Source organism: Maridesulfovibrio spiralis (SeqCode), from assembly GCF_048571135.1.
GTDB classification, from domain to species: Bacteria; Desulfobacterota; Desulfovibrionia; order Desulfovibrionales; family Desulfovibrionaceae; genus Maridesulfovibrio; species Maridesulfovibrio spiralis.
This window is the reverse complement of sequence record NZ_CP182344.1, coordinates 2,031,991-2,055,720: the sequence shown is the minus strand read 5'-3', so window position 1 is coordinate 2,055,720 and position 23,730 is coordinate 2,031,991. Positions and strand designations below refer to the sequence as shown.

The following is a 23,730-nucleotide window of genomic DNA, read 5'->3' as shown; positions in this document are numbered from 1 at the left end:
CGGGACTTAAACCATTTTTGAAAAAAAGAGTTTAAGAATCCCAAAAACTTTTACCGGACTTCGCTATGTGTGGCAGCAAAACGTCGTTAATTTAGCAGCTTTCAATACCTATAAAAATTTTCATTTCGTCCGTCGCAGAGGCAACCTCGGGCAGAATAAGGCAATTAGACATGAGTTCTCTTCTTGATAAAAAGCAGACCGGCATAGTTTTCAGCGTCCAGAAATATTCCGTTCACGACGGTCCCGGAATCAGAACACTCGTATTCCTCAAGGGATGTCCCCTGCGCTGCGCATGGTGCTCCAACCCGGAATCCCAGATTTTCAAGCCTGAATTGGCCTACAACCGCAACAAGTGTCTGGGTATCGATAAATGTACCCGCTGCGTGGACCACTGTTCCTCCGGCGCGATCACCTTCGGTGCAGATGAAAAAATAGATATTGATCACGATCTCGCCAAAAACGAACTCCACCTAGCCAAGGCCTGCCCCAATGACGCAATCATCGTCTATGGAGAAGAGCAGACTGTAGATAAAGTACTCAAGCGTGTTGAAGAAGACGAAATGTTCTACGCCAGATCAGGCGGAGGCATGACCATCTCCGGAGGCGAACCTTTCGCACAGCCCGAATTCGCCCTTTCCCTGCTGCGTGAAGCACGCCGCAGACATATCAACACCGCTGTGGAAACCTGCGGTGCTGCAAAATGGGAAACCATTGAAGAATGCATGCCCTACATCAACACCCTCATGTTCGACATCAAGTCCATGGATAACGAAAAACACAAGGAATTCACCGGGCATTCCAACGAAGCCATCATAGAGAACCTGAAAAAAATCAGGGAACATTTCCCCAAAACCAAAATCAGGGTCCGCACCCCGGTAATCCCCGGCTTTAACGACACCGAAAAAGATATCCTGGATATCATCAATTTCATTTCCGAACTGCCCGGCGAAAAGTGCGAATACGAAGCACTCGAATACCACCGCATGGGCCAGCCCAAGTATGAAAACCTCGGCCGCGAATACCCCCTCGATGCCGGAGTAAAACTTGATAACGAAGTATTCATCAAAATCAAGATTCTGGTGGACAAGTACAATAAATTTTAACCCGTTAACATAACGGGGCGGATGTGAGTGATTTGTGGATTTGAGTGCAATCTGATCATCTTTGGCCACATCCGTTCCGTTTTAAGACCGGTACGCCGCCATGTCCGGTCATGAATACGGGTTAGTCTTTCTTTCACACTCTGCAGCACCACGGGATATCCCCGGTCAACACCCCTTCACGTTCCCCGTACCGGGGATATCCCGGCAGGGTTTTATTTTAAGAATGCATAACCAGCAGACTTAAAGGTCGGCATACCAAAATGGCCCCGCAGTTTAACCGCGGGGCCATTTTTTAAGCTACTGGTTGCTTATAAAAATTCCCCCGCAGATTTGTTTCTGCGGGGGAGTTTTGTTTGCTACAGGGATACTTTAATATCTTGAAAACTACTCATCCTCAGGCCGGACAAAATTCTCGGCAACAACTCCGGGGACGGTTTCCACATAAATAGATTGTGAGGGAAAAGCGAAGCCCGCTCCGGCCTCAACCTCAACAATTTCTTTAATGCGATAAGCCAAATCTTCTCTTATCTTCAGCCAATCCATCCAGTTAGTGGTATTGGTAAATGCATAAAGCTGGAAATCTATGGACGAATCGCCGAACTGAACCACGCGCATGAATGTGGAAACCTCAGGTGGGTGGGCATAATCATCATTTCCCAGAAGATACTCCATCACCCGCTCTTGTATAAGCTTAAGCTGCGCAGTAGTTGTGCGATATTCCACGCCGATAGTCCAAAGAATTCGACGGTGGGTCATCTTGCTGAAATTGATCAGACAATTATCTGAAAGAGTTGAATTAGGGACATATACCGGAGCCTTATCAAAACGGCGGATGCGGGTGGACCGGAAGCCGATAAATTCAACAGTACCATCAACCTTGCCGTCAACTGTCACCCAGTCACCCACATCAAATCTGCTTTCCGCAATGATGGAAATTCCGGCAATAATATTCTGGAAAAGATCCTTTGCACCCAAGGCAACAGCCACACTGAAAAGACCCAGACCAGTGAGAATCGGTCCGATATCAATACCGAAAAGCTCTAGGATGCTGGCCACCCCCATCAGGACGACAACAAACTTAATCAGTTTAATAAGCCACTCAACGAGAGACGGAGTCAGCACCTTCTCAAGTTTGCGGAAAATTTTGGTCGCCACGGAAACAAGATTAAAAATGGCCCAGAAAAGTACAAATAATATCAGAGCCTTAACAATAGTGTTTGTAAATTTCTCCACAGGAAGAGGTAAGTCAAGGCATTGATCCGCAAAGAACAGCCCCAGCACAACCGGAATAAAACGAATGGGTTCTGCAAGGGCCTTAAGAACACTCGCACCACCGCGCGTGTCATGCTTTTCCAGAATATTCTGCAAACGGTTCATGGTGAATTTCGTGATAAACCGCCGCAACATCAGGAAAAACAGAAACACAGCAACAGCCTGACCGATACTGATCAGACTTAATCCCGGTACCCCGTTCTGCCAGATATCCAGACCCAACTCTTTAAGATGCTCAAACCAGTCGAACACTGTTGAGTGCTCAACTTCAACAGCATCAGTTGCATTTTTCATGAGGAGCTCCCGCCTTAAGGTTTAGAAAGAAATTAATAGACCTTATCAAAGATGAACCACATATAAAAGCAACGTGTTTTTTTACCCGTTATCGAGGACTCTCTGGGAAAGGGCTTAATTTTAATGAATAGTACCTTCAGGATCAAAGGGCGACGCCCCAAAATGGGCCGCAGTTAAAATGCGGGGTGAGGTTGGGTAGATGTAAAAGTATTTAAATAGTAAATACTCTTAAAATGTACTATCAACCTCTTATTAAAATACAAAGAGGTTGATACATGATCGAAACAGTCCAAGAATTAGCCGTAAATATGGCAGAATTCTATAGCTACAAAGAATCTTCAAGTGATGATGATACTGCTTTTTTCACAGAGATATTGAAACGGGGTAGAATTTTTGTCTGCACTCGTGTGGGCAAAGAACTACACTTCTGTCCCAGCAGATTTATAGGATACAAATATAATACACGAAAAAAGCATGAACTTTCATTGAGAAAAAACGGAACGCAGACAACAAACCGAATCAACAAAATCCTTAAGCAGACAAATAAGTCTAACCCAGAATTGGAAGCTGAGTTTTCAAAATTTTGCAAGCAGTTAGCTATTGAACCGATCAAAATCGAACGAAAATTCTGGGAAATAGAACTACGAGAGCAAGCACCCGATAGGATCAAAATTACTGAGGGAGAAAACGGGCATGCAGGTGAAATAAATCAGCATATGGAAGGTTTGACCATACAGGTTCTGGTCAACAAGTACGAAAGGAATTCCAAAGCACGTAAGGAATGTCTTGCTCACTTCGGGTATAAATGTAGCATTTGTGACTTTGATTTCGAAAAAATGTACGGAGAAATAGGTAAACACTTTATCCATGTACACCACATAATCCCATTATCTGAACACAAAAAAGAGTACATAATTAATCCCAAACAAGACTTAAGACCTGTTTGTCCTAACTGTCATGCAATGCTCCACACAAGTAACCCTCCATTTTCAATTGATGAAATGAAGCTTGTTATTGCCAAAAACCAATAACAAAAAAAGGGCTTGCGATCACTCGCAAGCCCTTTCAAATTCACTGATAACTATTCAATTACTTCCCATCAACCTCAACCCCGGCCTTCTTCAATTTCCTGAAAACAGTGGTCCGGTTGACGTTCAAGGCCTTGGCTGCTTTGGGGATGGAACCGTGAATCTTGACCGCGTTGAGCAGAACCTGTGTTTCGAACTCGGCCATGATTTCCTTGAGATCCTTGCCGCCATAACCGTCCATGTTCAGCTCAAGGCCGTTCGAAACCTTGGCGACCGCGCTTTTCTCAATCATGGCTGTGGGCAGGTTCTCAATCTGGATCAGGTTGTTGTCACAGGTAACAACGAGACTGTGGATCAGGTTCTCAAGCTCACGGATATTGCCCGGCCAGCGGTAGTTGAGCATGACCTCCTCTGCATAGGCTGAAAGTCGGACACGCCTTTTATAACGGGTGTTGAACTGCTTGAGGAAGAAACCGATGATGGCGTGCAGATCCTCGCCCCGGTCGCGCAAAGGCGGGATATTGATAACCGCAACCTGCAAACGGTAGAACAGGTCGCTTCGAAAGTTACCGTTTTTGACCTCTTCCTCAAGGTTGCGGTTGGTAGCCGCAATGACCCGTACATCAATCTTGCGGGACTTGGTGGCCCCGACACGCTGAATATCGCCATCCTGCAACACACGCAGCAGCTTGCCCTGCATGGGCAGGGGCAATTCCCCGATTTCATCGAGGAACAGGGTTCCCTTGTCTGCCATTTCGAAAAGCCCAAGCTTACCCTTGGAATCCGCACCGGAAAAGGCTCCGGGCGCGTAACCGAAAAGCTCGGACTCGATCAGGTTTTCCGGGATACAGGTGCAGTCGACTTTGAAAAAAGAATTGCTGCTCCGCTTGCTGTTGTCGTGCATCTCGCGGGCCATAACATCCTTACCTACTCCGGTTTCACCGAGATAAAGGGCGGTCGCATCAGTCTTGGCCACCCTGTGCACCTGTGAAAAGAGTTCCTTCATGACCTTGCTCTGGGGGGCAAGATAGAGAGTCTCGGACTTTTGATTTATACCGTGCTGGTATTTATCAATGAGCTGTCTTTGTGCAGCCACCTGATCCTTCAGCTGGGAGATCAAGGCAATATCGCGCACATAGGTGACGACAAGCTCCACATCCTCATCATAATCGAAAATGGGATGGGCGGTGAGCACAACCTTGCGGCCCTTCCCGGTAACCTGCACGGTGGTGGCAGTCTTCTTGGCCTCAACTACTTCTGAGTTCAGGACAACATCAAAGACCCCTTCATCAACCAGATCCTTAACATTCCTGCCCAGCAGATTGCGAGCTTCAAGTCCGGTCAGGTTTTCATACATGGTATTAACGGCCAGTGTTTCCCCGTCTTTGTTGGAGATGTACAGACCGTCACTCATGGTATCGAAGACCTGACATAAGTAGTTTGAAATAATATACTTATATTTTTGTGAAATTCTTTTCGGATAAGCTTCTTCGTATTTCATGTCGCAATCTTCCTTTAATTACATGCAGGAATAAAGAATGGAACTGCCCGCAAACAGTATCAAAGCCAGCAAAACCTTACGGCTGGTTTCTTTCCTGAAATTACGGGAACAGCGGATACCCACCCAGCCGCCCAAAAGAGCGGCAGGGCATGCAGCCAGAAAATAGGCCAGAGTCTGCGCATTTTGCAACCCCGCAGCCAACTGCCCGGAAAGTATGGCAAAGCCTGTGAGGATAAAACAGGCGCCCAGTGTGCCCTTGGCTGCATCAGCAGTCCAGCCGGACATAGCCGTATAAACCCCGAGAGGCGGTCCGTTGAAACCGAAAGCGGAACCGAAAAATGTTGAAAGACTCCCGGCCAGCATTCCCCAGCGGGCATTAATCCCTCCCGCACCTCCCTTCTCGAAAAACAGGGCATACAAGGCGTAGCAGATCAAAAAAAGCGCCATGAGCATCTTCAGAGTCTCATTGGGCAATGAGCTGATCAGATAAACCCCGGCCACAGTGCCGACAACACCGCCCATAAAAATATAACGCAGGTCAATCCAGCTGATGTATTGCCGGAAATTCCAGCCCAATTGCAGATTCAGGCTGAGTACAATCAAGGTCGAGCTGGGAACCGCAACATTCATGGGAATAAACGGAACCACCATGGGCATGGCAACCATAGCCGCACCTAAGCCTGCGATATGATTAACGACTCCGGCGATAAACCACGCCACAACATATATAAGTATGTCTTCCAAAAAAATGCCTCCGGCGACGCATCGAGAAATCGTACATTTTTTTCAGTAAGGTCCACCGACACTTACTCTCCGGCCCATAATTTCAGGCACAATCAAATCCGATTTCATGTGCATTTGTGAAAAAAATCCCAGTACTCTATCTCAAAAACCCATTCTCAGGTCTTTGCCGCCTCGTTTTATTGATTGCACGAAATTTCTATAGCAATTTTTCTGCCATTGTCCGGGCTTGGCATCATGCTTGCTCAAGGGGGATCACATAATTTCGCATTAATATTTTTTAAGGAGTACCAAATGAACGTTATCGACTTCAGATTCAGACCCAATACCCCCGAAGTAATAAACGGCATTGCCAACAGCGCAATGTTCAAGGATCTCTGTGAAGCAATCGAATTTCACAAGCAGAAACCCGAGCCGTTCGAAGACATCATCAAAGGTCTGGACGAGAACAATGTAGTCAAAGCCGTAATCACCGGACGCGACTGCGAAACAACCTACGCATCCATGGCTAACGGCAACGGCGCAGTACTTGATTTCTGCAACAAATGCCCTGAAAAATTCATTGGATACTGGGGCATCGATCCTCACAAAGGCATGGACGCAATCCGTGATCTGCAGGAGGCGGTAACTGAAAATGACTCCATCCGCGGTGCTGCTGTTGACCCGTACCTTGCTAAAATCTACCCCAATGATGCCAAGTACTATCCGGTATACGCCAAATGCTGCGAACTTGAGATTCCCATCATTTTCACAACCGGAACCGCAAGCTTTGTTCCCGGCGCGGTTATCGACCACGTTGCTCCCCGCTACATCGACTTCGTAGCCCGCGATTTCCCTGAACTGAAGATCGTCATGAGCCACGGCGGCTACCCCTGGGTAAACGAAGCAATCATCGTTACCCAGCGCAACAAAAACGTATACATGGAAATTTCCGAATACGAACTCTGGCCCCAGGCAGAAGCATATACTCAGGCAGCAAACACCATCATCGGTGACAAGCTCATGTTCGCTTCCGCACACCCATTCATCGATTATCGTGAACAGCTCGAAAAGTACGCTAACCTGCCTTTTGAAAAGGATGTTTACGAGAACGTCATGTACAACAACGCAGCCAGACTCCTCGGACTTTAATTGTTCTGCTAAAGGACCTCACAACCTGCAACTGCTGTAAGCAGTTACCCTCAAAGGGATCTCTCTTTGGGGGTTTTTTATTTTATATCAACAACTTAGATGTCAGATGCAATTTTGCAACCCGGTGCATTTCTGCAACAAGTATACATTATCCCTCAGAAATTCAAGAACATATTGATGGTGGCCCTTACCATCAACCCTTTACGGTTTCCATTTTGCAACAAAGGTTTACAAATCAGTTCACGCCCGCTATCCAGATTCAACCTGACCGGATGTGAATTATTTCACCTTCTTTCTGCGCTCGGACCTCTAGGGCTTCGTATGTTAAGAACACGTGGCAAGCTCATTAGGCCGCTTCCTATTACCGCCTGACCTGCACAAGAGAAAAGAGCGGGCACTCATGGCACATCAATTGCTTAACAAGCTTAAATCGCTCGGTGTGCGCTACCGGGCGAGGTGACGGACCTCGAATGAGGGGGAAGGCTTTTTTACCGTAACTCTTAAAAGTAGGATTGAGGCAATGACAAAATTCAAATTTCTCGCCGCGGTAGTCCTGATGACTCTGTTGGCTGCCCCGGCTGCCTATGCTGCCAAGTATGAACTAAAGCTCCAGACTGCAGTTCCCAGTTCCAGCATGTACTTCAAGACCATGGAACGTCTAGGCGATCGTATCGAAACTCTCTCCAACGGTGAGATCAAAGTTGATGTTTACGCTGACGGTGCTATCGTTAAAGCATTCGAAATCATTGATGCTGTTTCCGAAGGTATCATCAACGGTGGTCAGGCTTGGACCCACTACTGGTCCGGCAAACACCCCGCAGGTCTCCTTTTCGCTGCTCCCACCGCAGGACTTGGTAAAGGCCTCGACCAGCGTTCTCTCCTTTCCTGGGCTTGGGAAGGCGACGGTAACAAGCTCCTGAACCAGTACTACCAGAAAGAACTCGGTTACGACATCGTTGCATGGCTTGCTATGCCCATGGGTCCCGAACCTTTCGGTTGGTTCCCCAAGCAGGTTAAAGACATGGCTGACCTCCGCACCATGAAATTCAGGGCCCCCCCCGGAATCCCCGCAGAGACCTTCAACTCCATCAAAATGCCTGTTGTATCCATGCCCGGTTCCGAAATCGTTCCTTCCGCACAGCGCGGCGTTATCGATGCAGCAGAGTGGATTTCTCCCGCTGACGATGCTCTCCTCGGCCTCGCTGACGTATGGAAGCACTACTACCTGCAGGGTCTCCACCAGGCTCTGTCCATCGGTGACATCTACATCAACAAAGACTGGTACGAAGCTCTGCCCAAGCACCTGAAGGCAGTAATCAACGTATCCATGAAGGCTACTGTTGCTGACCAGATCGTAATGAACGTTTCCCTGAACTCTCAGGCTCTGAAAGAACTCGTTACCGAAAAGGGCGTTGTTCTCGAAGAAACTCCTGACGAATACTTCGCAGAATACGGTGCAGCTGTACCCACAATTCTCGCTAAGTACGCTAAGAAAAACCCCTTCTTCAAACAGGTCCTTGATTCCCTCAATGATTGGGCTGACATGACCGTACCTTACACTGTAAAGGTCAACGGCCTCTACTACAAGATGGGTAAAACCGCTATGGAAAGCGGCGCTACCACCAACTTCAAGAAATAGTAGTAATACATCCGATACAGGGCCGTGGACGGCAATTTCCACGGCCCTTTTTAAATAACCATAAGTCTAAGCGAGGTCATCGTGCAGGCCAATACCTCTGCGCCCACAAACCTGACGCCTCCGCCGCGCGCGGATAAAATCGTCAAGACGCTCGACAAGATCAGCGATGTATGGGGCAAGCTCGCCTCTTATCTGGTCGCTCCCATGCTTGTCGCTCTCGTCTACGAAGTCGTCTCCAGATATTTTTTCAACGCTCCGACTATCTGGGCGGGTGACGTAGCACTCATCTGCTACGGCATCTACTTCATGATCGGTTCACCGTACTGCCTCAAGGAAGGCATGCACATCCGTACCGACTTTCTGTACTCCCGCTGGTCCATCAAGACCAAGGGTCTCGTGGATTTCATCACTTATCTGCTGCTGTATCTCCCGACCCATGCCGTCTTCCTCGAAATCGGCTGGAAGTACTTTTACAAGTCCTTCAAACACAACGAAGTTATTATCTCCAGCCCCTGGATGCCCATCATTTGGCCCATGAAGCTGGCAATCCCTGTAAGTCTCGCACTGATGATCATGCAGGGTGTATCCGAAACCATCAAAGCTTACTATGCATGGCGCGATGAAGCCTCCTACTGGGGCTCCTACGACGAGCACGATGAAGTGTCCGAGTGCCAGGCTGTAAACCTTGACGAAGCGTAGGTGATCGACATGGAATTTACTCAAATGCTTGGGATTATGTCCCTTTTCGGCTTGATCCTCGCTTTCTGTACCGGTTTCCCCATCACCTTTACAATGATGTTTATCGGTCTGGTCTTCGGTTACGCGGGCATGGGCAAGCTTGTTTTCTATCTCATGAACCTGCAGTTCTATCAGGTAATGAGCGACCCGGTTCTCGGCGCAATTCCGTTCTTCCTAGTAATGGGATATATACTAGAGGGAGCGGGGCTAATGGATGGATTGTTCCGGTCAATCCAGAAACTAATGGCTCCGATCCCGGGTTCCCTTTACGTAGCAATTATTATTACCGCGACTATCTTCGCAGCCGCAACCGGTATTGTCGGCTCCTCCATTACCCTGCTCTGTGTTATGGCTGCTCCGGCAATGGCCCGAAGTAACTACGACACGAGGATGGGGGCCGGTGCCATCGCCGCAGGTGGTACGCTGGGGATTCTAATTCCGCCCAGTATCATGCTGGTCGTCATGGGCCCGATCATCGGTGTTCCCGTAACCGACCTGTTCGCTGGTGCTGTTATCCCCGGTATGCTGCTCTCCGGTATCTACGTAGTATACGTGCTGGTCCGCTGCTTCCTGAACCCCAAACTTGGACCGCCGCTTCCGAAAGACCTGCGTGCTGAGTCCATCCCCGTACTGCTGATCGAAATCGTTAAGGGTGTTGTACCCCTTATCCTGCTCATCGGTGCTACTCTCGGTTCCATTCTCGCCGGTATGGCAACCCCCACTGAAGCATCCGCTTGCGGTGCCCTTGGTTCGCTGCTGCTGGTTATCGCATACGGCAAGTTCGACTTCGGCAAGCTGAAGGAAGCATCTTACTCTTCCATCAAGCTGTCCTCCATGATTCTGGTCATGATCGCTGCGTCCAACTTCTTCGGTTCAGTGTTCTCCCGCCTCGGCGGCGCAGACTGGCTCTCCAGCATGCTCATCAACATGAACCTCCCCCCGTACGCAATGATCGGTATGATCATGGCTATGGTCTTCCTGCTTGGCTGGGCCATGGAATGGGTACCTATCGTACTTATCGTACTGCCCATCGTTATGCCTACCGTTAAGGCTCTGGGCATCAACCCGCTCTGGTTCGCAATTATCTACGCAGTAACTCTGCAGACCTCCTGGCTCACACCTCCGGTCGCACTGTCCTGCTACTTTATTAAAGGCTGTATCCCGAGCTGGAAGCTGGGAGACATCTACCGCGGCATGTTCCAGTTCATCGCATGTCAGGTTGTCGGTATCGCCCTCATCCTGATGTTCCCCGAGCTGGTAACCTGGTTGCCTTCCGTCGTGAACAAATAATCACCATCCCCGTTGTCCGGGCTGAGTGAATCAGTTCCAAAGTTATAAAAAGCCCCGCAAATCTTCCGGATTTGCGGGGCTTTTTCATGACCAATGCCTGAATCTTTCTAATAGGCTTTGCGTTTATTAATATTTTGCCCAATCACGCTAAAGGTGTTTTCGACTACAAATATCGCTTCGGGGTCGATGTCGAAAACCGCCTGCTCCAGAGAACGCAGGCGCAGGTTATCGGTGATGGAATATACCATATCAATCGGCTCGCCGGAATAACCACCCTTGCCGGGAATAAGAGTGGCGTGCATTTTCCTTTCCCGGGTCAGTTCATGAACAATGATTTCCGCCTTGCGGGAAATGACCCGAACAGCTTTGCGCTGGTTGAAAAGGGAAAGCACATACTCGGTTACCACTGAACTGATGAAGAGCATCATCAACGAGGCAATAATCTTGTCCGGGGTATAGCGGCTAAGGGCAAAACTCATGACCACGGCATTTACCACAAAATAAAAAGCGCCGAACCTGATTCCGTAACGCTGGTTAAGAATAACCGCTACAACATCAAGACCGCCGCCACCGCCGTAGGTTCTAAGAATAATACCGCACCCGCCGCCCATAATCGCTCCAGAGGCAATGGCTGCGTATATCTCGTTTTGAATTCCAAGATCAATCTGAACATAGGAAGTCATCACCGTGACCAATCCCATGGTCCACATGTTCAGAAAAAAGAACCTGCGGCTGACTCCTTTCCAAGCCAGAATAAACAAAGGGATGTTCAAAAGGAAATACCACCGGGATAACGAGTATTCCGGTGATATCTTCTGCACTACAACGGAGAGGCCGTAGAGGGCTCCGGGTACAAAGTTGTGATGCGCGGCGATGCCGTTGTATCCGACAATGAAAACAAAGGCCCCCACTGCCATCAGGAAAATATTCCAAGCCAGTGAATCACTGATCTGCCTGATCTTCTTAACCATAGTTCTCCGCCCTTCGCCGTATGAATCTTGGGGAACCGCCGTAAAGGCCGAAGAGGATACCGGAAAGAATCACCAACCCACTGAAGACCTGATTCATATTTACCGGTTCGTGGATTACAAACCATGCAACTACCGCACTTGCGGGAGGCAGTGTGTAATAAAAAAGTGCTGCTTTGGATGCCCCGATTGCTTCCACCGCCATGTTCCAGAAGAGATAGCAGAGGATGGATGCGAAGACGGAAAGATAGATCAGAGAAAAAACGAGGTTGTAAGTAAACTCCGGCATGGCAACCTGTCCGCCGGTCTCCCAGAGATAGAGGGGAACTATGTACAAAGTACCAAACAGACAACAGGACATGAGCAAGGTTGTCTGACTGATCTTTCCGGCCACCTTATTTACCACAGTATTGTAAATGGCAGACATCATGGCAGTACACAGAATAAGCAGGTCTCCCTTGGCAAAACGCATATTCAGCAGGGAGCTGAGGCTGCCGTCAGTCACCAGCAGGGCAACTCCGCAAGTGCTGACGGCAATCCCGGCATACATGCTCGGTTTGAGCTTTTCCTTCATGAAGAACTGGGCAATCAACGCGGTCAACAGGGGAGACAGCGTTGAGATAAGGGACATGTTCAAAGCTTCAGAGGTCTGTCCGGCAATAAACACAAGGGTGTCGTAAAGGGAAATACCGCAAAGAGCGATGACGGAAAGCTCTTTCCAGTAACGAGCAACCAGATGACGTTCCCTCATGAACGCTTTAAGTCCGAAAGGCAGAAAAATCAGTGTGGCCAGCACCCAACGCAAAAGGTTAAGGGTCGCGGGATCAATAGTCCCGGCCAATCCGCGCGCGGCCACAAAGTTACCGCTCCAGTTAAGAATGCCCAGAAGGATAAACAGATATCCGGCTTTCTCAGTCTTTTTAAATTCACTCCACTTCATAATCCAGCTCCTGAAATATATAAATGGCCCGCCCACTGTTGCGGGCAGGCCTAAACCTCTTTGTTGGGAAATATGCCGATAGAAAATTTCCGCACTTCAAGGATGTCGGTTCAAATATCTCGGTTACCGGACAAGCTCATGGAAACCCGGATTCAGCCAGCGCTTCAGGCGGAATCCAGCTTTCATTGCGTGAAGAAAGCCGAACAGGAGGAAGCTGCAACCAAAGAGACTAATAAATCCTGCAGCGTCCCGAAGCTTAATTCTCCGGGGTCAGGAGAACTCGCAGCAACTGTCACCGGGCTTTCCAAGAGCTTTTTATTCGAAATTAAAGGCACTTGCCTCTATTCGATAAAAAACCGGTAGCACAATCAATCTGCGCAAAAGCATATGTTGTGCCACACTGTTAACATGTTGTTTTTTATAGTTTTTTATAAAGATAGAGAGAAACACACACCACTAAAAGCGACATACATGTCGCCCCTTTACGCAAAAACACCCACAACACTCTCATTTTACAATATAAAATAAAAAAGCGACAAAAGAGTCACAAGTGAAACTTTTGTCGCCTTAAATTGCGAGATATGATGGTTTTATCTTTTTACAAACCGTACTTTTTCAATTTTCGCTGCATGGTACGCATATTAAGCCCAAGCTCGTTAGCTGTGATTCCCTTCTTCCAATGATTGCGTTCAAGGGCCTTGAGAAGGACATGACGCTCAAAAGCTTCAACAGAGTCGGTAAAAGTAGCACCGGACTCGGCAATGCCCATGGCCTCACCGACATCAATTCCCCCTTCATGAGGGTGGATGCCCAGATCACTGAAAACCATCTCTCCGAAGGTCAGGTAACGTTCAAGCACGTTTTGCAACTCACGCACATTGCCGGGCCAATCGTGGCTGTCCATGGCTGCGCGAATCTTACCGGGAATTCGCGGCAGAGAATCAGTGCGCCCCAGATATCGGGAGACGAACTCATTCATAAGCAGAGGTAAATCCTCAATCCGCTCACGAAGAGGCGGAACGTGGATAGGCAAAACATGAAGACGGAAGAAAAAATCAGAGCGCATCAACCCCTGACGGACAAGTTCGCTCAGATCGCGGTTGGTCGCCGCAATCAACCTGAAATTTGAAGAGCGGGGTTCAGTGCCACCGACCGGAGTATAAAGCCGGCTCTCAAGAGCGCGCAGTAACTTGACCTGCAAAGCCAGATCAATCTCACCTACTTCATCGAGAAACAGGGTTCCACCGTCAGAAGCGGCCAGATATCCCTGCCGGTCAGAAGTAGCCCCGGAGAAGGCTCCTTTGACGTGCCCGAAAAATTCACTCTCCATCAGGTTGGAAGGAATGGCCCCGCAGTTGACCGGAACATAAGCCCCCTTCGAACCGCTCTGCTCGTGAATGGTCTGGGCTACAAGGTCCTTACCTGTACCTGTCTCACCAAAAATAATTACGTTGGAGTCACGCTTGGCAGCCTTCATGATCAGCTTAAAGACCTCACGCATGCCGTTACTCTTACCGATGATGCTACCGAACTTGAACCGATCCTCAAAAGTACCGCGCAAACGCTGGTTCTCCTGCAAAAGTTCGTATTCACGAAGCTTCTGGGCACTGACATCGACCATAATCCCTTCGAGGGAAGTTGGAGTGCCGTCCTCATCGTAAAGACACTCTCCCTGATCCCAGATCCATTTCTGGCGGTCGGAATCAAGACAGACGCGATAGAGGAGTTTATAAGGGCGTCGGTTCTGGATGGCAGCATTCTGTTCTATGCGCATGGAGTTGAGATCGTCAGGATGGGCCAATGTTTCCATTACGTTGGTTTCCTGATCTGTAAAAAACTCCGGGGCGACACCGAAAAGATCACTGCATCCCTTACTGACAAAATTCAAGGTAGGTTCACAGTTCTCATCCAGCTTGCAGCGGTAAACCATGCCCGGAAGATTGTTGAAAAGCCGGGTCAGCTGAAGCTTACTTTCCTGCAACTCTTTCTCAGTTACCTTGAAAGACGTGATCTGCTCCTCATATCTGCGGCATTTATCAAATAGATCATCATATGTGGGTTTGGACATACTCCCCTCCTCCTGCAAAGGCATGTGACATAAGTGTCACGACACCTATGTCCTCAAATGATTTAGAGCAAGAAAAAAAAGCATACAACAATGCACGTAATACATTGATCTCAAAAAAACGGCTGCCCTTATAAAAGGCAGCCGAATGTAACTATTGTGCTTTATGGAGTTTATCGAGTCCATATTCAGAGATACGGTAAACGGAAACCAGTTCACCGGCATCATCAAGGTAAGACCCTTCTTCATGAAGTATACCTACTGCTTTCAAGGACTTCAGATGCTCTGAAATAGTGCTTAACGAACAATACTTTTCGCCGGGATAGTAGGCGCTGACAAGTTCATGGATACCTTTTACATCAAGAGGCTCACCATTACCGAAAAGGTCGGCAATATAGAGTTTAAGGGGCTTCTGGGCCTGCATATTCATATCATATTCTCCTTAGTCAACGTTACGCAGGTTGACCATGTCTTTGGGGTTGCCCACAACCATGACCATACCGATGGTGATGATTGCTGCACCGATGAGCAGGGATGCGGTGATTTCGATCTCAGTGAGCAATGCACTAAAGAAAATGCCCCACAGGGAATAAGTGATATTGATTGCCATGGCGCGACTTACACCGGTCATGTTCATGGCCCGATACCAGCAGAGGTAGGACAGGGCCCCTGCAAAAGCGGCAACCGGAAAAACCCAGTCAACTTCACTGGTCAGGGCTGGCACTATCAGATCCCAGCCACCGGCAAGCGGCAGGACCACAGTCATAAAAATAATTGTTGAAGTAAGCTGGCGCACATTCAATGCAACAGCAGGGTCAAGAAAGTCCATACTGGAAGTTGCCAATACGCCTTCGACCCCCCAGCCGAAAGTTGCAACCAGAGCAAGCATAATCCCGAGGTAAAATTCAGATCCTACAGCACCTTCGGGCGGGGTGTAACCGATGACAATACCACCGACGATACACATAACCAAACCGACCCATGCACGTTTGCAGATGCGCTCTTTAAGAAAAATGGACGCGAAGACAGAAGCTACAGCCGGGTAAAGAGCAGTAATGGGCATAACATAAGCCGCTCCGGCAAATTTAGCTCCCAGAAAGTAGCAGGACATAGCCACGGGGCCACCAAAGATGGCGCCGAGCATAACCAGTCTCGCAGACTTGCTGCGAAGAGTACGGCCCAGTTCTTTCATTCGACCGGTAAAAATATTGTAAACCAGAAGCCAGAACGCGGAAAAACTGTCATGTAGACCGGCAACAGTCAGCGGAGCCAGCAGCCATAGGCTGTCATCGGCAAAAGCGGCAATACCGAACGCCATTGCCAGAATAACCCCGTCAAACCCCCAGGTAATACCTGAGATCAAAGCCCAGACAAGACCTTTTTTAGCAAATCCGAGGTCCTGCTTAAGCTTCAGGCCGTCAAGAGTTGCAGAGTTTACAGAACTCATAATTTACCCCTCATTCCCGTGTAACCACACCCCCGGTACACGGCAGCAATATAATTAGGAAAAGGGCCGAATCTCTCCGGCCCCGAATTTACCTGTAAAAACAGGTATTTTGTCTAAATAAACCAGCTCAAGACGTAAGGGAAAGGATGTAACCAAAGAGATCGCTTGAGCACATGGCTTCCATCCTCCTCCACTTGAACGCCTTAATGGAGGTCTTCAGACATACAGCTGACGACTATGCGCAGTCGTGCTTGTCCCAAGGCTCGCGGTTGTCACGCTGGAGAGCAACTTCCATACGTGCGAGAGCTTCTTTGAGCTTAGTTACTTCTTTGATTTTCATGTTGGGGTCTTTCAGGATCTGGTAGAGAACACCACCGGTGCAGTCTGCGGGAACGAGCAGGTCTGCAACGTAGCAGATGGTTGCGATGATATCGGCAGCAGTTGCGGAACGCTCAACTTTACCTGCCTTCTTGTTCACACCGAGACCTGCGAAGTAGAGACCTTCGTTGGCAGCGAGAACAATCATGGTGCGGCGGTCAGCAGCGCCGGAGATTTCAGCGATAGCAGCTTCGAGAGCAGCACCGTCTACATCACCGAGATCAACAACAGCGTAAGCACCGTCTTCTTCGAATACTTTTGCAATGCCTTCGGGAGCAACAACAGCAGCACCTTCGATTGCAGAAGCTGCTGCAACAACATCAGCGTTTTCGAAAGAAGCTACAGTTGCAGTCTTTTTCATGAATTTTTTGAGCGCTGCGCCGTCTGCGTCTACTGCTGCGGAACCACAAGCCACGAGGATTACTTTTTTATCTGCCATTTTATTTTCTCCTAAATAATATTTATATTTAACAAGGGTAATTCCGTTGGAATCCCTGATTATTCTGAGTGATTTATTTTATTAAACTGCAACCATGGACAGGTTGTAGTCCACTTCCATGCCTTCCTCGAGCGAGTAGGTCAGCAGGGAACCGTTGAGCATGTTATCTTTTACTCTTTCAAAAATTTCGCGGTCTTTTTCTTCCAGACCGACTTCAACATTAATTTCCAACTCGGTGTAACGTGTACGCATTACTTCGTCTTTGTCCTTAGTTGCTTCAGCGGAACCGGTCATGGACTTCACAACCGCCCCATTGCGCTCAAGAGCGTTAACGAAAGTATTGGTGTAGCAGGCAAGAGCAGCAACACAGAGAATACGGGAGCCCATGCTCTCCTGATTGCGTTCTTCGGGGGTGATGCTGGAGAAATCCATGATGATTTCAGGAACAGCTTTGGCACCTACTTTGAAGAGGTCACGATTTTCATCAAGACGTTCGAATTCTACTCTGGACATATTCCTTCCCTCAAATTCTTTTAGAAATAGTTTACAGTTTCGAAATCTTCACACATCTCGGCCACTTCACCGGCATCGATGACTTCAACGCCATCCACCAGCGAATCTTCGTCAATGCCGCGCTTTTCGAGATCTTCACGGACGCAAACGACTTCGCCGTCTTCACCTATGAAATCGTTGATCATGGAAGTGTGGTAACCGGGATTTTCAGTCAGACACCAGACGCCTTCTTCAGCGAAAACCAGCTTGCATTCAAAGCCGTTCTGGTGACAGGCCCAAGCAGTGCGGAGTCCGAGAGCGGAGAGTTCCACACCAAGGGGTTTGGATACGATCAGGCATGCGGAGTTAATCATTATCTTCTCCTTAGTGACCGATGGACAGCATTACGTCCGAAGTCATGAGATATTTGGTGAAAGAGCCGCCGACATCGCCCCATTTAACGCCCTCAACGTATTCCTTGGATTCAATGCCACGGGCATGTTCATTGGTATGGCAGGTGGAAATATCTGCACCTTTTTCGATCAGACGGGCCACACGTTCAAAATTCTTGGTAGGTTCAATATGCTCCACCAGTCTGGAAGCAATATGCAGGTCACCTTCGATGGCCACTTCCTGCTTGGAAATATTTACGGCATTACCGAAAAGATACATCTGAACTTTGTGGCCTTTATCAAGTGCGGCCTCAGCAAGCCTGGTAGCGAACTGCGAATCCTCGTTCTCTGCGGAACCGGACATAAGCATGATGGTCATGGTTTTGGACATCTCAAATTCTCCTTAAAGCGATACGACTTTTTCATCGCTACCGAGCAGCAGGTCGACCATTTCTGGGTAATCCACCACTTCGCAGTTGTCGCTGAGTTCAATGTTGCGGGCATCCACTGCGTCTTTAGCAACGTAGATATCTTCCACATCCATCCCTTCAAGCTTCTCTTCCCAGTACTCACTACCGAGCACCACGGCATCACCTACCAGAAGCAGAGCCTTGTCTTCATCACCACCAACCATGGCGATGCGCTCAAGAATTTTTTCTTCCGGTTTGTTTACGAAAAAGAGCATTATGCTTTCTCCATCTCTTTCCCACCTCCCCCTCACTGGAGATGCGGGCTGTTGTCTAACATTGCCCCACCCTGTTTACGGGCCGGACCGAATGAGTCGAAATTGCGTTGACTCCAGGCCCCGCCTGCGGTGCGGCCTATTCCAATCAGGGGGCTGAACGGAAAAGCCGCACCGCTTAAGCGGAATCAGGTGTGAATTGACCTTGGAGGGTCAAAGACTATTACTTATCGTCTTCGAAGATCTGGTAGCAGATTGCACCTTCGGTATCTGCGGGAACCGGGTTGCCGGTTGCGTGGCAGAAAGTAGGTACAACGTCAGCCAGCCAACGGGGACGGTCGTATACAAAGCCCTGCTTAACGCCGGGACCACGCCACATCATGACGTTCTTCAAGGAACCGCATCCGGACTCTCCGGTGGGGAAACCGTAACCGTGCTCAGCCATGTATTCAGGCTTGAGAACGTAAACAACGTCACCGGCCTGCTCGCCGCCCATACCGAAGACTTTTGCATCTTCTTTGGGGATTGCGCACATTACCGGACGCTCACCGGTTTCGGGGTGTTTGTAGTCGTAGAGTGCGTCGATGATTTCGTTACGTACTTTTTCGTAATCTTCGTCCTCAACGATACCACCGGGGTACTTGGACTTGAGGTTGACGTAGACGAACATGTAGCGCTGGGGAACAGCCTTGGATTTTTCAGGGATGAGTTCGTAGTTGAAGCCTTCGGACTCATCAAAGAAGTTACCGTCGCCTTCACGAGCTTCATAAGCGGTGAGGCCGGCCTGCTTCAGAGCTTCAGCAGTGTTGAGGATCGGTCCGATGGGGGTTGCACCGTGGTCGGAGATCAGACAGGTCAGGGCATCTGCTGGCATGATGTCCATCATGATGCCGAGGAATTTGTCTTCGATCTGGTAGATTGCACGCTCAAGATTCATTGCGTGTTCACGAACTGCTTCGTCATCGCTGTCCATCTGATCAAGGAAGCCATGATAGAACCAGTCGATGAGGTGTGTGTGCATGTAGACCAGATCCCAATCCGGATTATCCTTCATCAGGGTGGTCAAAACTTCGGTCAGCCACTCGGAGTGGAACTGAGCAAGTTCAATGATGGTTTCATCGTCGATAATGCCGTTAGCATGACCAACAAAACCCATGTCGTTAGCAACGATGTTTTTGGTGAAGTCAACGTTCTGCAGAGCATCAGCAGGAGCGCAGTAACCTTTGGTGCCGTTGATGCCGGAGATATAGAGTTTGAAATCTTCAGCGTCGTCGGAAAGTTCCATCAGCTTGCAGCGGAAGTAACCGGGTTCAATGCGGCCATCGGATTCGATGGGGAAATGAGCTTCAACAACATCGGACCACTCGCGCAGTTTGATGGTGAAGAAAGCTTTGGAAAAATCTTTTTCGGGGCAGAGAGCGAAGATGTCGTAACCGTCATCATCAGATTCCCAGGTCAGGCCGTACCATGTCTGAGGCTTGAGGGGGTCCATTGCATGGCCGAATTCCATGGGGATGACCATTTCGAGGGGTTCCTGATCTTCTACTTCTTCGGGAATGTTTTTCCAGCCTTCAGCTTCTTCGAAACGAGCCTGAACACCGATGGGGTAGAAGTCAGTAGCTACACAGGACTCAGCGCAAAGCCATTCTTTGTGCTCATAACCTTCGATCTGCCAGCGGTGTTCGGCAGCGGAGAGGCCTTCACCCTGAACCATGATGCCGTTTTCCATTTTGGAAGGCCAGGAGGTAGGGTAGTTGACAACGAGAGACTTTTTGCCGGCCTTGTCCCAAGCATCCCAGATGGTCTGGGCGGTGAGCATATCGGAACCGAAAGCCTGAACGCATTTGGAGAAGTGCAGGGACTCACCTTCATTGTAATAGTAGTAGTCCTCTACGCCATGGGTGCGGGGAAATGCGCCGGTGCAGATAGTAGCCCAGGACGGAGGGGTAACTGTGGGCATGTTGTACCCTTCAGTCATGTAAGACCCTTCAGCCTTGAACTTTTTAAAGTTGGGCAGTGCGCCTTCTTCGATAAGAGCTTCCAGTCTCTTGGGAATAGCGCAGTCAAATCCGAGTAATGCTACTCTTTTAGCTTGTTCTGCCATTTTAAATCTCCTTTTATTTCAACTACTTATAATTTTATCCTTGCGCAAGGAAAGACCCCCGGAGGGTTACCTGTAAGGCCCGGAGGCCCTTTCCTTTGCTACGCGAGGTTGTTTATTTTTTTGGTGTGCAGCACATCATCAGTGCGTTGTCTTCTTTGACCATCTTGAACCATGACGCTACAGCAAATCCTATGGGGATAAGCATGAGTGCCCCGGCAAAGTTGGCAAAGATTTTTACCGGTCCAAGACCTCCCATGGTGATTGCCGCAAGAGCCAGACCAGCCTGAACAGCAGCCCAGTAAAAACGGTGACCACGGGTGGGTTCGTATCCAGGAGCCAATCTGGTGGTTGCTGCGCAAGAGATAACGTATGCACAGGAGTCAACACTTGTAGCCAGAAAGATGGTTGAGAAGACACAGTAACCGATGAGGACCATAGATCCTGCGGGCAGGGTGCTGAGTACCGCAACCAGAGCAGCGGGGCCGCCGCTGGCCTTGAGCACACCCACAGCGTCAACAACACCGTTGAGCTGGGCCCACATGGTGTAACCGCCGAAGACCGCGTGGATCATGTATGAACCGGCAATACCGCCAGCCAGACCCATGCCGACTACGTTTCTCACAGTACGGCCACGGGAGATACGTGCAATGAACAGGCCCATGAAAGGACCGTAGGAAGCCATCCACAGTGCGTAAAAAATTGTCCAGTCCTGCGGGAAAGTTCCGTCGGTATAAGGATCGGTCCAGAAGATCATGGACCAGAAATTACCAACCATATTACCGAAAGAGTTAGTGAAGTTATCTACAATGAATACAGTAGGACCAGCCACGAGGCAGAAGAATACCATAGACAGGGCAATAACAACGTTGGTGTCGGAAAGGATTTTAATACCTTTCTTAAGCCCCATTGATACACTGGCAGTAAAAATCACAGCACTGACAGCAAGGATGATCATTTCCATGGTAAAGCTGGGCTCAATACCGAGAGTCTTGGCCAGCGCATGGTTAACGATGGGTACCGAAACGCCCATAACCGCGGCATTGGAGAACATGAGACCGATGATGAAGAAAATCTCGATTCCCTTGCCGATGCCGCCGTTGACTTTTTTACCGAGAATAGGCTCTGCAGCGGCACTGATACGAAGAACAGGCTTTTTACGCTTGTAGAACATGTAGCAGATGGGCAGTGCAGTAACCATGTACCACGGCCAGGTTACAGGTCCCCAGTGCAGCAGAACATATGACATAGCCCACTCGAAAGACTCCCTGCTCAGGGGTTCTGCAAACTTGGGGGGATAAGCAAGGTTGAACAGAGGTTCAACAATGGACCAGAACATAACCGCACCGGCAACACCGGAGCAGAACATCATTGCAATCCATGAAAAGTTATTGAATTCAGGCTTTTCATCTTCATCTCCGAACTTGATGTTGCCGTAGCTGGAGAACATGAAAAAAGCGCACAGAATCATCATACCTACGGTTACCCAGAGGTAGAGAGTGCCGGTGTTATGAGTGAATACAGAATATGCAGCCTTGAGAAATTTTTCACTGGCTTCAGTAAACAAAATTGAGCATGCGATGATACCGAAAAGCACCAAAGTTGCCGGGACTAAAATCTTTAAATCCGGTCGAAGGTCCGCCCCTTCGCCTTTACCACTTGTAGCCATACTTCCTCCCTTTAAGTAAGTACGCTTGCAACTCTTATATTTCTAACTTTCGATTAAAGAGCATAGGTTGATTGTGCTATTCGCAACTACCACCAAACGGCAGTCACCCCTTTAAGGCATGGATCCATTCTTATGCGTCTGCAGCCGCATTGGGTCTCACTTGAGCAATAAGTGGGCCAAAACGTAAAGAATCGTCAAAAGCTGCGCCGGCCTTGTGAAAGTTGGCTCAATGACTTGAACATACATTCCCCCGTGCATGCGACTATAGTGTCGCAAAATCCGCTTATTAGAGAGAATCCCCCCAAACCATAAGGCCGGAACAGCCCAGCGACAAACGTGTCGCCACAAAACAAAAATTGTCACCACTCGAAGCAAACCCGATAAATCCATACTTTAACGGTCGCTTTTTCCCCTTTGTAAAAGCAAAAAAGAACATAGTCCAATCGACAAGAGAGGCACAGAGATCATACACTATCCACCTTTACGAAAAAACATATTAATACTGAGTTAGTTTGTATTCTTCCTGGCATGCGCCCCCAATAATTACATTTCTATACCATTTGCTCCAATTAACCAGACCAACAAACGCCCCTTTCTAAAACAAACAATTCTGACACGATTAACAATTTGCCTGTGCTTCATTCCGACATTTGCCCATGCAGTCAATGACATAGGGGTAAAAGTTCAAAATGGCACAATCCTTCTTTCCATGAATGAGGCCGCCAGTTCAAAGAAATGGGAACCGACATCTGCTCCGTACAGCTTTCAGGCGGAGGTTTCGGTAACAGCCATCATCCGCCATTTTGCCAGCTGGAAGTTTTTTATCTCTGAAGCTGCAAGATTCATCGGGGTAGGTGCTTGCGCTGCCGTCGGAATATTCTTCGGCTTCTATCCGGACCGGCTGGCAGCGGCACTCAGCCCTATCGATGCTTTGCGGTCCTGAGAGACTCTCCCGTAAACCCATAATTAATAACTCGCGCATTCTGCTTTGCGGGTCTTGTCATAATTCCCTCTCCTGTGGCATGGTTAACGGAATTATAAAACCCATACCGTAGGTAGGCTCCCCGCTATGAATTTCGAAGAACTGATCGCGACAGAAGATAAACCGGTTATTGCAGCCGACATCAACGGAATCATCCTTAAAATCAACCAAGCCTTTAGTGACGCTTTCGGATGGCAACCAGATGACCTGATCGGAAAATCGCTCACAGCCATCATTCCGTCCGCACTTCGAGACGCACACCAGCTAGGTTTTTCAGCCTATATTTCAACCGGCAAAGCCTCTCTTCTGGGCCAGCATCTGGACTTGGAAATAGTGCACGGAGATGGAACAGTCAGTATTGCCAACCACTACATTTTAAGTGGGGAAATAAACGGTAACAAGCGTTTTGCCGCCTCCATTACCGCGCGCAGTTAAGGG

24 protein-coding genes are annotated in these 23,730 nt (G+C 48.7%); 9 read left to right on the top strand and 15 right to left on the bottom strand.

The annotated features are described in order from the left end of the window. Positions 1 to 170: 170 nt before the first annotated feature. Entirely contained in the window at positions 171 to 1,103 is a 933-nt protein-coding gene (gene hpsH, locus ACNI29_RS09210) for a (2S)-3-sulfopropanediol dehydratase activating enzyme (RefSeq protein WP_419781914.1), read from the top strand. Between the two features lie 384 nt (positions 1,104 to 1,487). Here hpsH and ACNI29_RS09205 read toward each other — a convergent pair whose 3' ends face one another. After that, positions 1,488 to 2,669, bottom strand: a complete 1,182-nt coding sequence (locus tag ACNI29_RS09205; RefSeq protein WP_419781913.1) for a mechanosensitive ion channel family protein — start codon at positions 2,667 to 2,669, stop codon at positions 1,488 to 1,490. 275 nt (positions 2,670 to 2,944) lie between these two features. Between ACNI29_RS09205 and ACNI29_RS09200 the strand changes: the two genes are divergently transcribed. Continuing rightward, on the top strand, positions 2,945 to 3,700 hold the full coding sequence (locus ACNI29_RS09200) for an HNH endonuclease (RefSeq protein ID WP_419781912.1): 756 nt from the start codon (positions 2,945 to 2,947) through the stop codon (positions 3,698 to 3,700). Between the two features lie 58 nt (positions 3,701 to 3,758). Here the strand turns inward: ACNI29_RS09200 and ACNI29_RS09195 are convergent, their stop codons facing one another. Together ACNI29_RS09195 and ACNI29_RS09190 are read right to left on the bottom strand one after the other, a co-directional pair. Next, positions 3,759 to 5,198, bottom strand: coding sequence for a sigma-54 interaction domain-containing protein (locus ACNI29_RS09195; RefSeq protein ID WP_419781911.1), 1,440 nt, complete (start codon positions 5,196 to 5,198; stop codon positions 3,759 to 3,761). Between the two features lie 18 nt (positions 5,199 to 5,216). Beyond that, positions 5,217 to 5,942, bottom strand: a complete 726-nt coding sequence (locus ACNI29_RS09190; protein ID WP_419781910.1) for a sulfite exporter TauE/SafE family protein — start codon at positions 5,940 to 5,942, stop codon at positions 5,217 to 5,219. 291 nt (positions 5,943 to 6,233) lie between these two features. Here ACNI29_RS09190 and ACNI29_RS09185 point away from each other — a divergent pair, with 291 nt between their 5' ends. From ACNI29_RS09185 to ACNI29_RS09170, 4 genes are all read left to right on the top strand, one after another. After that, positions 6,234 to 7,070: an amidohydrolase family protein gene (locus tag ACNI29_RS09185; protein WP_419781909.1), complete on the top strand. Its 837-nt coding sequence runs from the start codon at positions 6,234 to 6,236 to the stop codon at positions 7,068 to 7,070. Positions 7,071 to 7,590: 520 nt separating this feature from the next. After that, positions 7,591 to 8,709 carry a TRAP transporter substrate-binding protein gene (locus ACNI29_RS09180; protein ID WP_419781908.1) on the top strand — a complete coding sequence of 373 codons (1,119 nt, stop codon included), beginning with the start codon at positions 7,591 to 7,593 and terminating at the stop codon, positions 8,707 to 8,709. Between the two features lie 81 nt (positions 8,710 to 8,790). After that, positions 8,791 to 9,408 (top strand): TRAP transporter small permease subunit, encoded by a 618-nt coding sequence (locus ACNI29_RS09175; protein ID WP_419781907.1) that lies wholly within the window; start codon positions 8,791 to 8,793, stop codon positions 9,406 to 9,408. A gap of 9 nt (positions 9,409 to 9,417) precedes the next feature. Next, on the top strand, positions 9,418 to 10,737 hold the full coding sequence (locus ACNI29_RS09170) for a TRAP transporter large permease (RefSeq protein ID WP_419781906.1): 1,320 nt from the start codon (positions 9,418 to 9,420) through the stop codon (positions 10,735 to 10,737). A gap of 107 nt (positions 10,738 to 10,844) precedes the next feature. Here ACNI29_RS09170 and ACNI29_RS09165 read toward each other — a convergent pair whose 3' ends face one another. Continuing rightward, complete coding sequence (locus tag ACNI29_RS09165; protein WP_419781905.1) at positions 10,845 to 11,708, bottom strand: YitT family protein; 864 nt, start codon at positions 11,706 to 11,708, stop codon at positions 10,845 to 10,847. Continuing rightward, positions 11,701 to 12,645 carry a DMT family transporter gene (locus ACNI29_RS09160; RefSeq protein ID WP_419781904.1) on the bottom strand — a complete coding sequence of 315 codons (945 nt, stop codon included), beginning with the start codon at positions 12,643 to 12,645 and terminating at the stop codon, positions 11,701 to 11,703. The genes ACNI29_RS09165 and ACNI29_RS09160 overlap by 8 nt, the downstream gene beginning before the upstream one ends. A gap of 72 nt (positions 12,646 to 12,717) precedes the next feature. Here ACNI29_RS09160 and ACNI29_RS09155 point away from each other — a divergent pair, with 72 nt between their 5' ends. Then, positions 12,718 to 13,008, top strand: coding sequence for a hypothetical protein (locus ACNI29_RS09155; protein ID WP_419781903.1), 291 nt, complete (start codon positions 12,718 to 12,720; stop codon positions 13,006 to 13,008). A 235-nt stretch (positions 13,009 to 13,243) separates the two neighbouring features. Here ACNI29_RS09155 and ACNI29_RS09150 read toward each other — a convergent pair whose 3' ends face one another. From ACNI29_RS09150 to ACNI29_RS09105, 10 genes are all read right to left on the bottom strand, one after another. Further along, positions 13,244 to 14,713, bottom strand: a complete 1,470-nt coding sequence (locus ACNI29_RS09150; protein ID WP_419781902.1) for a sigma 54-interacting transcriptional regulator — start codon at positions 14,711 to 14,713, stop codon at positions 13,244 to 13,246. Positions 14,714 to 14,864: 151 nt separating this feature from the next. Beyond that, positions 14,865 to 15,140, bottom strand: a complete 276-nt coding sequence (locus ACNI29_RS09145; protein ID WP_419781901.1) for a hypothetical protein — start codon at positions 15,138 to 15,140, stop codon at positions 14,865 to 14,867. Positions 15,141 to 15,152: 12 nt separating this feature from the next. After that, positions 15,153 to 16,157 carry a DMT family transporter gene (locus ACNI29_RS09140; protein WP_419781900.1) on the bottom strand — a complete coding sequence of 335 codons (1,005 nt, stop codon included), beginning with the start codon at positions 16,155 to 16,157 and terminating at the stop codon, positions 15,153 to 15,155. 235 nt (positions 16,158 to 16,392) lie between these two features. Beyond that, positions 16,393 to 16,974 (bottom strand): hypothetical protein, encoded by a 582-nt coding sequence (locus ACNI29_RS09135; protein WP_419781899.1) that lies wholly within the window; start codon positions 16,972 to 16,974, stop codon positions 16,393 to 16,395. 81 nt (positions 16,975 to 17,055) lie between these two features. Further along, positions 17,056 to 17,487 carry an OsmC family protein gene (locus ACNI29_RS09130; protein WP_419781898.1) on the bottom strand — a complete coding sequence of 144 codons (432 nt, stop codon included), beginning with the start codon at positions 17,485 to 17,487 and terminating at the stop codon, positions 17,056 to 17,058. Positions 17,488 to 17,507: 20 nt separating this feature from the next. Further along, the gene (locus ACNI29_RS09125; protein ID WP_419781897.1) at positions 17,508 to 17,840 is read right to left on the bottom strand and encodes a DsrH/TusB family sulfur metabolism protein; all 333 of its coding nucleotides are present in this window, start codon (positions 17,838 to 17,840) and stop codon (positions 17,508 to 17,510) included. A gap of 10 nt (positions 17,841 to 17,850) precedes the next feature. Continuing rightward, on the bottom strand, positions 17,851 to 18,249 hold the full coding sequence (locus ACNI29_RS09120) for a DsrE family protein (protein ID WP_419781896.1): 399 nt from the start codon (positions 18,247 to 18,249) through the stop codon (positions 17,851 to 17,853). Between the two features lie 12 nt (positions 18,250 to 18,261). Then, positions 18,262 to 18,543: a DsrH/TusB family sulfur metabolism protein gene (locus tag ACNI29_RS09115; protein ID WP_419781895.1), complete on the bottom strand. Its 282-nt coding sequence runs from the start codon at positions 18,541 to 18,543 to the stop codon at positions 18,262 to 18,264. Positions 18,544 to 18,763: 220 nt separating this feature from the next. Then, positions 18,764 to 20,644, bottom strand: a complete 1,881-nt coding sequence (locus ACNI29_RS09110) for an alkaline phosphatase family protein (RefSeq protein WP_419781894.1) — start codon at positions 20,642 to 20,644, stop codon at positions 18,764 to 18,766. A gap of 112 nt (positions 20,645 to 20,756) precedes the next feature. Further along, positions 20,757 to 22,310 carry a BCCT family transporter gene (locus tag ACNI29_RS09105; protein ID WP_419781893.1) on the bottom strand — a complete coding sequence of 518 codons (1,554 nt, stop codon included), beginning with the start codon at positions 22,308 to 22,310 and terminating at the stop codon, positions 20,757 to 20,759. A 709-nt stretch (positions 22,311 to 23,019) separates the two neighbouring features. Between ACNI29_RS09105 and ACNI29_RS09100 the strand changes: the two genes are divergently transcribed. Continuing rightward, on the top strand, positions 23,020 to 23,253 hold the full coding sequence (locus tag ACNI29_RS09100) for a hypothetical protein (RefSeq protein WP_419781892.1): 234 nt from the start codon (positions 23,020 to 23,022) through the stop codon (positions 23,251 to 23,253). Positions 23,254 to 23,379: 126 nt separating this feature from the next. Further along, positions 23,380 to 23,727, top strand: a complete 348-nt coding sequence (locus tag ACNI29_RS09095) for a PAS domain S-box protein (protein WP_419781891.1) — start codon at positions 23,380 to 23,382, stop codon at positions 23,725 to 23,727. Positions 23,728 to 23,730 lie beyond the last annotated feature (3 nt).